The organism is Bacillus sp. ISL-34, from assembly GCF_018613325.1.
Classification (GTDB): Bacteria; Bacillota; Bacilli; order Bacillales; family DSM-1321; genus Peribacillus.
In genome coordinates this window covers 46,203-58,621 of sequence record NZ_JAGGQJ010000031.1, presented here as the reverse complement: position 1 = coordinate 58,621, position 12,419 = coordinate 46,203, and the positions used below count along the sequence as shown (strand labels likewise).

Here is a 12,419-nt window from a genome sequence, read left to right as displayed (position 1 = left end):
CGTTAGTAAACTCTCGATGTCATTGACCTCAAATGGTTTCAAAATGGCAAAAGCCCCTTCATAAAGAAGAGGCTTTAAAAAGCCATCTTCTTATCTCCCAGCCATTGGCTGCAAGAATTAGCACCGTGCCTTGTGGATTTCTTGAAAATCCGGCGAAGAATTCCGCCCCATTTTACAATGGAATTACAGTCGGTTGCTGGGCTTCATAGGGCTAGTCCCTCCACCTGCTCAAAATAAGAAAACGCTGATATATAATTTGCATTCAAGTATCGAAAGATTAAGAATTTATTTTGTATTCTGACAGGTAATCCCTACTTTGTCAATAAGTTTTAACTATTTAAGGGTGAATTAATCGAATATCTCATTGTCGTTAAAATAATTTTAATGTACTTATCCGTTCCACAGCCTCTTTCAGCCGTTCTTCCGAAGTCAGCAGCCCTACCCTGACGTACCCTTCGCCAAATTCACCAAATCCATTCCCTGCGGCAACAGCTACGTGGGCATGCGTTAATAGATAGTCTGCAAAACTCTCGGACGTAAAACCTTTAGGTACCTTGAGCCAGGCAAAAAACGAAGCCGCAGGAGCCTTGACATCCCAGCCGATTGCCTTCAATCCCTTAATGAAAACATTCCTTCGCCCCTCGTACATCTGCACTAACTGCTCTACACAGCTCTGCGAGTCAAGCAATGCGCTTGCCGCAGCTTCTTGTATCGCCGGGAAGAGACTCACATAAAGATGGTCTTGTAATAGTTCAAGAGCTTCTATGACACTCTTATTCCCCACAGCGAAGCCGACTCTCCACCCTGCCATATTGTATGTTTTCGATAGTGTGTAGATTTCTATTCCTATATCCTTCGCTCCCTCCGCCTGGAGAAAGCTTATCGGTTTTTTTCCGTCGAATCCTATCGCCCCATAAGCGAAGTCATGGACCACACAAATTGAATGCTCTTTTGCAAAGGAGACTGTCTCATCAAAGAAACTTTCAGTTGCAGAAGCACCTGTGGGATTATTCGGATAGTTCAAGAACATCATTTTGGCTTTATCAAGAACTTCTTTATGTATGTCACTGTATTTCGGAAGGAAATCATTTTCTTCTGTCAAGGGCATGAGTTCGGGCTTTGCCTGGGCTAAAACAACACCGGAAAGATAATCCGGATAGCCGGGATCTGGAACAAGGATCGTATCACCCGGATTCAATAAACACTGCGGCAGTTCGACAAGACCTGCCTTTCCCCCGAAGAGAATCGCCACTTCACTATTCGGATCCAGCTTGACACCGTATTCACGTTCATAAAAGACGGCAGCAGCATCTTTTAAATATTGATGTCCCCGGAATGGCGAATATTTATGATTAATCGTTTTTTCAGCGGCAGACTGCAAACTTTTCACGATATGTTCTGGTGTCGGCTGATCAGGGTTTCCCTGGCCTAAATTAATGACATCATGTCCTTGCTCCGTGATGGCATTGACTTTTGCGACTAGTGAGGCAAAAAACTGCTTTGGCAGGTCCTGAAGCTGTCCGGATTTTTCGAATTGCACCATATATACACCTTCTCTGAAATTTCTTGAAATTCTAGTCACAAATGATATATGTTTATCATAGTCTTGTAAAGCATTTTTTCATGTGGGGGTTTTAAACGATGAAGTGGAAAATAGCTTGTATTCAAATGGATATAGCATTCGGGCAACCAGCTATCAATTTTCAGGTTGCAGAACAATGGATGGAAAAAGCAGCACGGTCAAAACCCGATATAGTCATTTTACCAGAGCTTTGGACAACCGGATACGACTTGACCAGATTAAATGAGATTGCTGATCAAGAGGCGGAAAAAACGATTGAATTCCTTAAAACACAGGCAAAGAAACACCAGATTCACATCGTAGGCGGTTCCGTTGCGAAAAAAACAAGCAAAGGAATCTATAACACCATGATCATCATCGACAAACAGGGAAATCTCATTAAAGAATATGATAAGCTTCACTTATTTCAGTTAATGGATGAACATCATTTCCTGCAGCCAGGAGAAAAAGATGGTTTATTTACTCTTGATGAAAAAATATGTGCTGGATTCGTTTGTTATGACATCCGTTTCCCTGAATGGCAGCGAGCCCATACCGTTCGAGGCGCCGAAGTTCTATTTGTAACGGCTGAATGGCCAAAGCCGAGACTCGATCACTGGAGGGCCTTATTGATTAGCCGTGCCATCGAGAACCAAGCCTATGTTGTGGCCGTTAATCGTTCAGGTTCGGATGTCAATAATATATTTGCCGGTCATTCCTTAATTATTGATCCATGGGGGAATATCATAAGTGAAGCCGGAGAAGGAAACGAACTCTTGACAGGCACCTTGGACTTCAATAAAGTTACGGAAGCACGTAACAAAATACCTGTATTCGAAGATCGCCGTCCTGATTTTTATTAATTTACCCATTGACAAACTATTTAAAAAGTTGATATTATTTTCCCGAAGATTAAAATTTCAGAAAACATTTACTCTTATCAAGAGCAGGCTGAGGGATAAAGGCCCTATGAAGCCCAGCAACCGACTGTAATACCATTGTGAAATGGGGCGGATTCACCGCCGGATTATAAAATCCACAGAGCACGGTGCTAATTCCACCAGAATTCATTTTCTGGAAGATAAGAGGTCCGAAGCCAAAACTTCTGCCTCTTTCTATATGAAAGAGGCTTTTTTATTCTTATTTTGAATCTGGAGGGGAAAAGAATGACTCAAAACCATTCAAATTTTAAAAGATTGACTAACGAAACAGCTGTAACCCTTGCAAAAAAACTTGGGTTGGTCAATGCGGATGCAAGTTTAACATGTAAAGAAATCGGCGATGGAAACTTAAATTATGTTTTTCATATTACAGACATAGTCACAAATAAAGGAATTATAATTAAACAAGCGGTCCCTTATGCCAAGGTACTTGGCGAAAGTTGGCCGCTGACATTGAAAAGAGCTGCCATTGAAGCGAATGCGCTGATTCATTTCAGAAGTTATTGCCCAGAATTCGTACCGCAAGTCTATTATTCTGATGAACAGCTTGCCATCACAGTCATGGAGGATTTATCGCACTTGAAAATCGTTAGAACAGGATTGATCGATGGCGATTCATATCCATTGCTTTCACAGCATATTGGTGAATATGTTGCGAAGACAGCATATTATACATCCGATTATCATTTAGAACCCTCTGCGAAAAAGGAAGTGGCCCGACATTTCACGAATCCCGAACTCTGCAAAATCACCGAGGTCTTTATTTTCACGGATCCATTTTTTGAGGAACTCCCGGGAGATTTCGAGGTGGAATTGACAGATGCCGCCAAAAATATATGGAATGATCAAGAAGTGATACTTGAGGTCGCTAAGCTGAAACAAAGCTTTGAAACCGAGCAGGAAGCCTTGCTTCATGGAGATTTACATACTGGAAGTATATTTGCAAGTGAAACTGAAACAAAGGTTATTGATCCGGAATTCGCTTTTTATGGTCCAGTTGGTTTTGACCTTGGTCAATACACCGCCAACCTTCTCTTTCAGGCAGTCACACGTAATGGCACTGGAAAGGAAGAGATTTTCACACACCTTCATGAATTTTGGAACGCCTTTGAAGAAACTTATTCCGAATTATGGGAAGCCCAAAATAAAAGCCCATTCCGCCATGTGAAAGGTTATCTGCCTTATTTACTGACAAAATTCAAAAAAGATGCATTCGGTTTTGCCGGATGTGAATTGATCCGGCGCACCATCGGACTTTCCCATGTTGCCGATTTAAACGTCATTGAAGATAAAGAAACAAGAATCGCTGCCAAAACGGCAACATTGGAAATTGGTGCTTTTTTAATTAAAAAACGGGGAGAATTGGATGTTCCAGCTGTCATTGAAGCGTTGAAGCAACGCACTCTGCCATCTTATTCAGCCATTTAAAAGGAGACCTGCACATGACTACACTAGCACCCTTACCATATTCGGTACAATGGGATGATACCCATATTACATTATTAAATCAACAAGCCCTTCCATCCATAACTGAATTTATTGAACTTCATTCTGTTGATGATGTATATGACAGCATTTTGACATTAAAGGTTCGCGGTGCCCCAGCAATTGGACTGACGGCAGCATTTGGTGTTGCACTTGGTGCCAAACAGGAAACAACCGCTGAATTAGGGGAATTCAAGAAAAATGTAACGAAGCATATTGAAAAACTCGCCTCTTCACGGCCAACTGCTGTCAACCTTTTTTGGGCGTTAAAGAGGATGGAGAACACTCTTCAAGCTGCGCAAAGCATTTCAACTGCCAAGGAAGCACTTGTATCGGAGGCTAAAGCCATCTTTGCTGAAGATGAAGAAATGTGCAGGAAAATCGGGGAACATGGTTTATCCTTATTCACTAGAGGAGATTCCATTCTAACGCATTGCAACGCTGGGGGAATTGCCACGGCTCGGTATGGCACAGCCTTGGCTCCCTTCCACCTGGCTAAAGAAAGGGACTTTCCGCTAAAAGTGTATGCATGTGAAACCAGGCCTGTCCTGCAAGGGGCGCGTTTGACTGCTTGGGAATTGATGCAAGCGGGGGTTGATGTCACATTGATTTCTGATAATATGGCTGCCCATACGATTCACCAGAAACGAATAAATGGAATTATCGTCGGTGCCGACAGGATTGCGGCTAATGGAGATACAGCCAATAAAATCGGGACATTGGGATTGGCCATATTAGCCAAGCACTTTGGTATCCCTTTTTACGTAGCCGCTCCATCAAGCACTTTCGACCTTACTCTCGAATCCGGCACTTCCATCCCAATCGAAGAACGGAATGAAGCGGAAATCACCTTCATTCAAGGTGTTAGGATCGCTCCGGAAAACGTGAAGACTTTCAATCCAGCCTTTGACGTTACACCGAATTATCTAATTACAAGCATTATTACCGAAAACGGCATCATAACACCGGATTTCATCAAAAACATTCCACATTTTGTTAAATGATCCAGGTTGCTTTATTAGTGATAAAAAACGAGAAGGATTTCGTATCCCTCTCGTTTTTATGATTATTCTTGCGAGGTCTATAATACAATATTTTTAGTATTTCGAACATATTACTTAATATAAGGATGTTTTCGATAACAAAAGACATTTGAAAATGCTTGTTATTTTGAAAAGAACTCCTGAAGTGCCTTCTTATTTTTAGTGTAGTCCATTTCCAAAACGGCTCCGGACTGGGGATATATTTCATCTTTAAAGCTTCCTTCAACTGGAACCCTTAAGGTTTCGACGGTGTCGGGTGTATGGAAGACGGCTTTTGGACCCATTTCCATTATTGTTTTCAGTCCAATGTCTGTATCCAAGTACGAGAGTCCTTGTTCGATGATACTAGGAAGGTCGGCCATCCCTTCGAAGGATGAGATTTGATTTATAAACGCTGTTTTTAATTGGACCATTACTTCTTGTTGACGCTCTACCCTTCCAAAATCACTTTCATCGTCATGTCTAAAACGGACATATTTCAATATTTCCTCACCATGTAAAACATTTTTACCGACGCTTGCTTGGATGCTCATATCATCAATGATTTCCTGATCCACATTCACCGCTACCCCATCAGGTGCAAGTAAATCGACCATCTTCACGAAGCCATGGAAGTCAATTACCGCTACATGATCGACCTTGACATCGAAATTTTCCTGTATGGTTTTCTTGAGAAGTTCCCTTCCACCATAATAATAAGCTGCATTTATTTTGTCATACCCTGATTTATTCCCGGGGATTTTCACATAACTATCACGCATAATCGAAGCCAGCTTCAGTTTTTCCTGCTCAGGAAAGTATTTTGCCAGTATAATCGCATCTGACCGAGATTTGTCCTCTCCCCTGGTATCCACACCAATTAACAGAAAAGTTTTCACGCTTTCCTGATTCTCTTCTTTGGTTAGTTTTTTTTCCGTAACTGCATTTCCATTTTGTTTGGGTAAAGGGGCATAGGTGCAGCCTGCCAGAATCAGGATCAATAGATATATGAACAATACCTTTTCTTTCATTACCTCACCTCATCGGAAAATTACCCCTATTCTCTGCCTAATATTGGAATCCTATGCATAAACGATAAAAAAAGCCTGCCAACGATAATCGCTGACAGGCTTTTCTGGCAAAATCATTTATTGATTTCTTTCTTTAATACTTCTACCGCCTTTTTCACTTGTGTGTCGTTCTTAAGGATTTTCTCCCGGATGACCTGCATCAATTTCACGGTAGTATCATCTTTAATTGTGCCAGTTTCTTTAATTTTTTGTTCCCTTTGGAATGCTGTAACCGCATTCGTTGTGGCTTCATCAAAGAATCCATCTATCTTACCTGGATCATGGCCTGCTTCCTTCAGCATCTCTTCAGCAGCTTTCACTTCACTCGAAGAATCCGATGCTTTCAATTCCTTATCGGGCGAAATATATGGAAGGCTGGCATAATCAGGAAGCTTCACAGTAATATCCGGCTTGATCCCTTTTTTATGAATCCAATTGCCTTCAGGAGTCAACCATTTAGCTGCCGTATATTTGAAGTTAGATCCATCTTCAAAGTCTTCGACAGTCTGCACAGTCCCTTTCCCAAATGATTTGACACCAATCAATGGAATGTCCGCAGACTCACTGACAGCCGCTGCAACGATTTCAGAAGCACTGGCACTTCCATCATCAATCAACACGACTACCGGGATTTTCAGTTCTCCATCATTCTCCGATTTATAGACCACTTTTTTCCCGCTGCGATCCTCAACTTGAAGGACCACTTTCCCATTAGGTATGAACAGGCTTGCCATTTCTATTGCTTGGTCAAGAAGTCCCCCTGGGTTTCCCCGCAAATCCAATACGAGACCCTTCATATCCTTCTTCGACATTTCTTCAAGCGCCGTTTTCAGCTCTTGAACTGTATGTTCGGAAAAACTGGTCACTTGAATTTTTGCAACTCCATCATCAAGCATTTCCGGATATACCGTTTCAATCGGAATTGTGTCTCGTTTAATGGTAAGCTCAATCGGTTCCGACTCACCAGCTCTTGAGATGGATAAATCCACTTTCGTTCCCTTCTCGCCCCTGATTTTCAGAACAGCTTCAGAAGAGCTTAGTCCTTCAACGCTTTTACCGTCCACACTTAAAATGATATCATTCGGTTTTACCCCTGCTTTTTCTGCTGGGGACCCTTTTATCGGTGAGACGACCATGATTTGTCCATCCTGCTCCTGAATCTCAGCACCGATTCCTTCAAAAGATGAAGAAATGCTCTCATCGAAACTCGATGCTTCCTTTTTATCCATATAAGCAGAATAGGGATCATCCAATGATTTGATCATTCCATTAATTGCGCCGTCAACCAGCTTTTCTTCATCAACCTCTTCATAATAGTCATCTTTTATCTTTTCGTATGTAGAATACAGCTTTTCAAATTCCGCATGCTTATCCGGTGCTAATGACTCTACTTTTTCATCTCCAAAGGTCAAGGCTATTGTAGTAATCCCTGCAGTTAGAAATATGACTAAGAAAATCCCCATAATGAACGTAAACTTCTTTATTTTAATGAACTTCCCTGCCTCTTTTGGCTGTTTTTGATTTTCTTCTTCCACTGAAGCCTCACCACTTTCATTCTTCATGACGATATAAACGATTTCATTCCTATTTTATCAGCTTTCATGCCAATCGAAAAATAATAGTTATCAAAAATAACAACTTATGACCATATGTAATTTTTTTACCCTTCGCAAACGTTAAATCATAGAGAAAGCTCCAAGGACAACAGCTCTCCTGACATTACAAAAATGCGGATACCAAGGAACAAATGAGCCTGTATCCCAACTGCCATATACAGCATCACTTATTCCTGGTCACCCGCCTGTCATTTACATCCAATTATCATTCCTGGATAGCTGCTTCCAATGCCACTTCAACCATTTCGTTAAAAGTTGACTGGCGCTCATCCGACGACGTTTCCTCACCGGTTAAAATGTGATCGGAAATGGTTAATACAGATAAAGCTTGACGGCCAAATTTAGCAGCAAGCGTGTATAGGGCTGCTGATTCCATTTCTATCGCAAGTATTTGGTATTTTGCCCATTTTTCCAAATCACTATTATCATTATAAAACTGATCGGCCGTAAATACATTACCGACCTTCAATTGCAAGCCCTTAGCAGTGCCGGCGTCGTAAGCTTTTCTTAGTAATTCGAAATCCGCGGTTGGGGCAAAATCAACCCCGCCGAAAGTCATGCGGTTCATTTGGGAATCGGTGGAAGCACTCATTGCAAGGATCACATCCCTGACTTTTACATCTTTCTGTATCGCTCCTGCAGTTCCCACTCGAATCAGCTTCTGGACATTATAGCTATTCATCAATTCATTCACGTAAATCGAAATGGATGGGACACCCATGCCTGTACCTTGTACAGAAATTCGTTTCCCTTTATATGTCCCTGTATATCCAAACATGTTACGAACTTCATTATAAAGTTTAGCATCCTCTAAAAATGTTTCAGCAATATATTTTGCACGCAACGGGTCCCCAGGAAGTAAGACCGTTTCCGCAATTTCATTTTCTTTTGCACCAATATGTACGCTCATACGACTATGTCCTCCTTAACTTGTGGTTGAATGATATTCAAAAACTACTATACCATATCAACCACAAGTTAGGAAAATCGAACCTTATCCTAGAACTTGAAAAAGATAAGGAAACTGGAAATCATGAAAAGACTTTGACACCCTTCCTTTAAACCGCAACAAAACGGCGGAGGTCCGCCGTCTTTTTTTAATGGTTAATAAAATTAGGGATAGGAAGCTGCTAACCGTCTTATATGACAGGTTACTCATCGACTTCTTCATCAATTATGCACTTTTCAAGAAGATATTCGAATGTGATGTCAGCAAGATCTTCAACTTCAGCTTCTGTTGGAAGATAGCCCCGTCTTATCAATTCTTGAAAAAAGAATTCCGCTATCTCTTCTGTATCAATAAAAACCTCAATTTCTCGCAAATCATCGCCCCCTTATTTAAAGGTCTATGAATGTGTAGAGACAAATATACCAGTAACGCATCCCATAATGGAAAATCATTTGAAGGGCCTATATTCATCATGATCCATCCGCGTTCAATTTGAATGGAAGCTTCTATAGGAAATTTGGAAATTGCCCTTTAAAAATTTGGGATACCTCTCACTTCGTTTGCTTCTTTTTATGATCTGGATAAATTTCCTCTGCCGCTTTTTCTATTTTAGCAAGGGCGATCTTCATGATGTGACGATATTCATCATCGCCAAAATGTTCGTAGAGCTTACAATAATCATTATATAAATCCAACAGTCCATCAATCATTTCCTTTTTTTCATTTTTTGTCATTGTCATTTCTCGCTCACCTTTACCAGGGTTGTTTTGTTTAGCAATGATAGCAAGCTCATTTTTCTTTTTAGGAAGGAGCAGACCCAACTTTTTAATGATTCCATCTGCACGTTTAGCATCGGCTATCAAAGTCAGTTCTTCCTCATGCGCTTCAAGCCATTCACCATCAGAGATTCTGGATAACTCATAGATTACATCCTCCCAGGCATTTTCCTTATAGCGCCAAATTTCCGTTCGATAGCCGATAATCTTGAAATAATCCTGTTCATATCCATCCACCTGGACCAAGTCACCTAATAAATATTTATATTCAATATCGATTTGTTCTTTTTGATAAAGGATTTCACCTTCATATTCATTTATCGATTGCAATGTTTTTTCGATATAAAGACCTTCACTATAGTTCACTTCATACACATAAGCACCATCGAGAAATTTTACATCGGTTATATTCCCGACTGTCCCATACATTGTTATTACGACTGTATCGCCTAATTTAAATTTCGGCTGTTTTTTTTTGCCCATAAGAGACATCCCCCAATATGGTCCTTATCGTTTGATTAGTAAATTATATGCACAAACAAACATGGAGGTTAATGGAAATGAGGGGGCATTTTGCTCATTTAGCTATGTAACCGGCCCATTTATTAAAGGGCCCTACAACCAAAAACCGCCTCATTTAATGAGACGGTTCGTAGTGGGGATGATGAGCGTCACTTTCGTTCCTTGGTCGCGGACGCTCTCAATTTGGAATTTCCCTTTTAATTCCTCCATTATCTGAATGCACGTCGCCACACCTAATCCGTTTCCATCCGGTTTGGTGGTATAAAAGGGCATGCCGATTTTTTTTAAATTCTCGGAACTGATGCCTTTTCCATCATCGCTGATCACTAATCTTACATATTGGGACACGGAAGTCTGATGCAGTTCAATCTGCCCACTTGCTTCGATGGCTTCACAAGAATTATTCAAGACATTCAAGAGAACCTGCCTTAACCGGTTTCTGTCTGAATAAACAACGACGGAGTGTGTCACTTCATTAATTAATCTTACACGAGAACTCGGAATTGAGGAAGTATAGGTATCTATAATTTCTTCAAGAAAATCCTTTAAATCGATTTTCTCCCATTCCAGTTGATGCGGTTTTGCCAAATCAAGAAGTTGTGTCACGAATACATTGACCCGATCCACTTCATGAAGCATGACATCACTATATTTTTCTATTAATGTTTTATCATGATCCTGGCTCTTCAATAATTGGAAAAAGCCCTTTATTGTGGTCAGCGGGTTCCTGATTTCATGGGCGATACCGGCAGCAAGCTGGCCAACATATTTCAATTTTTCCGTACGTACGATTTCCTTCTCACGATCTTCTATCGTTTCCATCATTCTAAGAAAGGCAAGGTTCAGTTTTTCCATTTCCTCGAAGCTTCTTTTATCGGAAATGATGAATTCCTTTCCTCCAATGAAATCCTCTGTCGATTCGACAAGTTCTTGAACTGGCCGCACAAGGGTCTTTGTTAGTAAATAGACAGCCAGAATGATAGAAACAAAAACGATGCTGTAGATGGTCAGGTACCGTGTTAATAGGTCATTCAAAGGCTGAAACACTTGTTTCTTATCTGCACCCACAACAACAAACCATTTATTCTCCGTTTCTGCTATCGTATGGACAAGCTGGATGGAATATATTTTTTCCCCATTCTCTGCACTGTACAATTCATCCGACATTGAAGCTTCCATCAGCTTATCTTTCGTTAATCCCATTTCTTTCAAGGCAGAATCCTGCATGACGCCATGCGGGTCTTTTTTCGAAATCATGATGCCTTCTTGATTGATCATGAAAAAGTTCACTGGGTATTTATCGCTAATTTCATTAGCCTTTTTCTCCATCAGCTCCCAAAGCCCTTCCAATCGGAAAGCTGGAGATACGACACCGATCATTTTCCCTGCATTATCATATACCGGCGCACTAAGAGCTATTATCGGTTCTGAGTAAGCCCGGGTTTTATAAACGTCAGAAAGGAATTCATGACCCTCTAAGGCCTCTTTGAACCATATTTTCTTCGCTAGGTTGTCCCCGATCATTTTATTGGATGTATCTGCAATGACATTGCCTTTCATATCCAAATGCAAGACACCGTAATAATTTCCTTTGGCATCGATAAACTTTTTTAGTTCATCTGACTTCTCTTCTTTTGAATAGCCAGGATTGATGATTACCGAATTTGCACTCATTAACTTCACATCACTGATCCGTTCGTTCAAATAGCTATATGTTTCATTTACTATATTCAGTGAACCTGCATTCAGGGCATTTTTTGCTTCCTTTTCAAGCAGGGACCTTTGTGATCCATAGGATATGATTCCCAATATCAGAAGCGGAACACTTGCTATAAGTAAAGAATAAAGCAAAATTCGGGTTTGAAGGCTTTTAAGCATCCTTCCGATCCTCCCTATTCCTGATCTCCCAATAGGAGTCCTTCTTCTAGTTGGACATACTGTTCCCACGCTTGATCGAATACTGACATACTTTCAAGATAGTCTGCATTCAATTCTAAATAACTGCTCAGTTCATTATAATCAGTCGATTGTTTTGGGAAGCCATGATCCTCATAGGCATGATTGGCAAATTTAGTGATTGCATCAATTTCCTTTGGTTGTCGAAATTTCATTAAATATAAATAAAATGGTCTCATGATGTCGAGCCCCCCCTAAAATAACTATGATTTCTGCTTTAATATATCGGAAACTTTCGCTTCCGTCCACTTTTTTAAAAATGAATTTGGTTTTTTCTTCCTCATTTTATAGAAATCCACGATATTTCATCAAAAAACGCATTCATTATATTACGGAATTACACTTAAATAAAGTACTCATTCCATGTTAATCCCATCCTTTTAAGACGGAAAATCTTTTTTATTTTATATGACTTAGTTCTTCGTGATTCGATAAGGAACGAAGAGCATCATTCTTGTTTACCCCACTTCTTTCAATGGAATGCACTTCAACAACCTGATTATTTTCTAAAAGGGAAAATC

11 protein-coding genes and 2 riboswitches are annotated in these 12,419 nt (G+C 40.5%); of the genes, 3 read left to right on the top strand and 8 right to left on the bottom strand.

The genetic code is table 11. The annotated features are described in order from the left end of the window. Positions 1-87: 87 nt before the first annotated feature. A riboswitch (SAM riboswitch) is annotated at positions 88-240 on the bottom strand. 130 nt (positions 241-370) lie between these two features. Beyond that, on the bottom strand, positions 371-1,543 hold the full coding sequence (locus J7E52_RS20695; RefSeq protein WP_286197964.1) for a pyridoxal phosphate-dependent aminotransferase: 1,173 nt from the start codon (positions 1,541-1,543) through the stop codon (positions 371-373). Between the two features lie 98 nt (positions 1,544-1,641). Between J7E52_RS20695 and J7E52_RS20690 the strand changes: the two genes are divergently transcribed. The 3 genes from J7E52_RS20690 (at position 1,642) to mtnA (ending at position 4,991) form a co-directional block, all read left to right on the top strand. Next, a complete protein-coding gene (locus J7E52_RS20690; protein ID WP_214750327.1) occupies positions 1,642-2,424 on the top strand; it encodes a carbon-nitrogen family hydrolase in 783 nt (260 codons plus the stop codon). 71 nt (positions 2,425-2,495) lie between these two features. Then, a riboswitch (SAM riboswitch) is annotated at positions 2,496-2,649 on the top strand. 78 nt (positions 2,650-2,727) lie between these two features. After that, complete coding sequence (gene mtnK, locus J7E52_RS20685) at positions 2,728-3,930, top strand: S-methyl-5-thioribose kinase (protein WP_214750326.1); 1,203 nt, start codon at positions 2,728-2,730, stop codon at positions 3,928-3,930. A 14-nt stretch (positions 3,931-3,944) separates the two neighbouring features. Then, the gene (mtnA, locus tag J7E52_RS20680; RefSeq protein ID WP_214750325.1) at positions 3,945-4,991 is read left to right on the top strand and encodes an S-methyl-5-thioribose-1-phosphate isomerase; all 1,047 of its coding nucleotides are present in this window, start codon (positions 3,945-3,947) and stop codon (positions 4,989-4,991) included. A 161-nt stretch (positions 4,992-5,152) separates the two neighbouring features. On the opposite strand, the gene J7E52_RS20675 is transcribed toward mtnA, so the two are convergent. The 7 genes from J7E52_RS20675 to J7E52_RS20645 form a co-directional block, all read right to left on the bottom strand. Next, on the bottom strand, positions 5,153-6,040 hold the full coding sequence (locus J7E52_RS20675; protein WP_214750324.1) for an LCP family protein: 888 nt from the start codon (positions 6,038-6,040) through the stop codon (positions 5,153-5,155). Between the two features lie 113 nt (positions 6,041-6,153). Continuing rightward, entirely contained in the window at positions 6,154-7,614 is a 1,461-nt protein-coding gene (locus J7E52_RS20670) for a lmo1851 family serine protease (RefSeq protein WP_309476916.1), read from the bottom strand. Positions 7,615-7,900: 286 nt separating this feature from the next. After that, positions 7,901-8,605 carry a purine-nucleoside phosphorylase gene (deoD, locus tag J7E52_RS20665; RefSeq protein ID WP_214750322.1) on the bottom strand — a complete coding sequence of 235 codons (705 nt, stop codon included), beginning with the start codon at positions 8,603-8,605 and terminating at the stop codon, positions 7,901-7,903. Positions 8,606-8,846: 241 nt separating this feature from the next. Then, positions 8,847-9,017 (bottom strand): YozD family protein, encoded by a 171-nt coding sequence (locus J7E52_RS20660; RefSeq protein ID WP_064505166.1) that lies wholly within the window; start codon positions 9,015-9,017, stop codon positions 8,847-8,849. Positions 9,018-9,195: 178 nt separating this feature from the next. Further along, positions 9,196-9,903 (bottom strand): hypothetical protein, encoded by a 708-nt coding sequence (locus tag J7E52_RS20655; protein WP_214750321.1) that lies wholly within the window; start codon positions 9,901-9,903, stop codon positions 9,196-9,198. 150 nt (positions 9,904-10,053) lie between these two features. Further along, positions 10,054-11,820, bottom strand: coding sequence for an ATP-binding protein (locus tag J7E52_RS20650; RefSeq protein ID WP_214750320.1), 1,767 nt, complete (start codon positions 11,818-11,820; stop codon positions 10,054-10,056). Between the two features lie 14 nt (positions 11,821-11,834). Continuing rightward, complete coding sequence (locus tag J7E52_RS20645; RefSeq protein ID WP_214750319.1) at positions 11,835-12,077, bottom strand: YozE family protein; 243 nt, start codon at positions 12,075-12,077, stop codon at positions 11,835-11,837. Between the last annotated feature and the right edge of the window lie 342 nt (positions 12,078-12,419).

Coding starts and splice junctions, on each gene's coding strand:
- J7E52_RS20695 (WP_286197964.1), bottom strand. CDS start 1,543: ATGGTGCAATTCGAAAAATCCGGACAGCTTCAGGACCTGCCAAAGCAG.
- J7E52_RS20690 (WP_214750327.1), top strand. CDS start 1,642: ATGAAGTGGAAAATAGCTTGTATTCAAATGGATATAGCATTCGGGCAA.
- mtnK (WP_214750326.1), top strand. CDS start 2,728: ATGACTCAAAACCATTCAAATTTTAAAAGATTGACTAACGAAACAGCT.
- mtnA (WP_214750325.1), top strand. CDS start 3,945: ATGACTACACTAGCACCCTTACCATATTCGGTACAATGGGATGATACC.
- J7E52_RS20675 (WP_214750324.1), bottom strand. CDS start 6,040: ATGAAAGAAAAGGTATTGTTCATATATCTATTGATCCTGATTCTGGCA.
- deoD (WP_214750322.1), bottom strand. CDS start 8,605: ATGAGCGTACATATTGGTGCAAAAGAAAATGAAATTGCGGAAACGGTC.
- J7E52_RS20655 (WP_214750321.1), bottom strand. CDS start 9,903: ATGGGCAAAAAAAAACAGCCGAAATTTAAATTAGGCGATACAGTCGTA.
- J7E52_RS20650 (WP_214750320.1), bottom strand. CDS start 11,820: ATGCTTAAAAGCCTTCAAACCCGAATTTTGCTTTATTCTTTACTTATA.
- J7E52_RS20645 (WP_214750319.1), bottom strand. CDS start 12,077: ATGAGACCATTTTATTTATATTTAATGAAATTTCGACAACCAAAGGAA.